Source organism: Tetzosporium hominis (genome assembly GCF_002265435.1).
GTDB classification, from domain to species: Bacteria; Bacillota; Bacilli; order Bacillales_A; family Planococcaceae; genus Chryseomicrobium; species Chryseomicrobium hominis.
The window spans coordinates 1-322 of sequence record NZ_NOKQ01000257.1; the positions used below are offsets into that span (position 1 = coordinate 1).

Consider the following 322-nt stretch of genomic DNA (forward strand, 5'->3'; position numbering starts at 1 on the left):
ATGGCTGGCCGACAAAACGCTGTCTTTTAAAATAACGGCGCTTCAAGCGATGCTGCCTGCCGCATTAAAGGCGAAATATGAAAAAGAATTAAAGATCGCACACGGTGCCGATCTACCACCGCAAGTGGAACGGCTGTTTTCTGAAACAAAGACTCTTCTGTATTCGGATATACCCGATCACGATACGCTGAAACTGATTCAAAAGCATGTTCAAAAAGGCAGCATTGATGTGACGTATAAAGTTGCGCAAAAAACCAATAAAAAAATGGTCAGGCATATTCAGGCAAATGCCAGTAAAGAAGAGCTTAGCAAGCAGGAAAGG

The 322-nt window shown here is 43.2% G+C and carries 1 pseudogene; it reads left to right on the plus strand.

Features of this window, described 5'->3' with window-relative positions:
• Positions 1-322, plus strand: a pseudogene (locus CF394_RS11930) (primosomal protein N'); the annotation flags it as partial.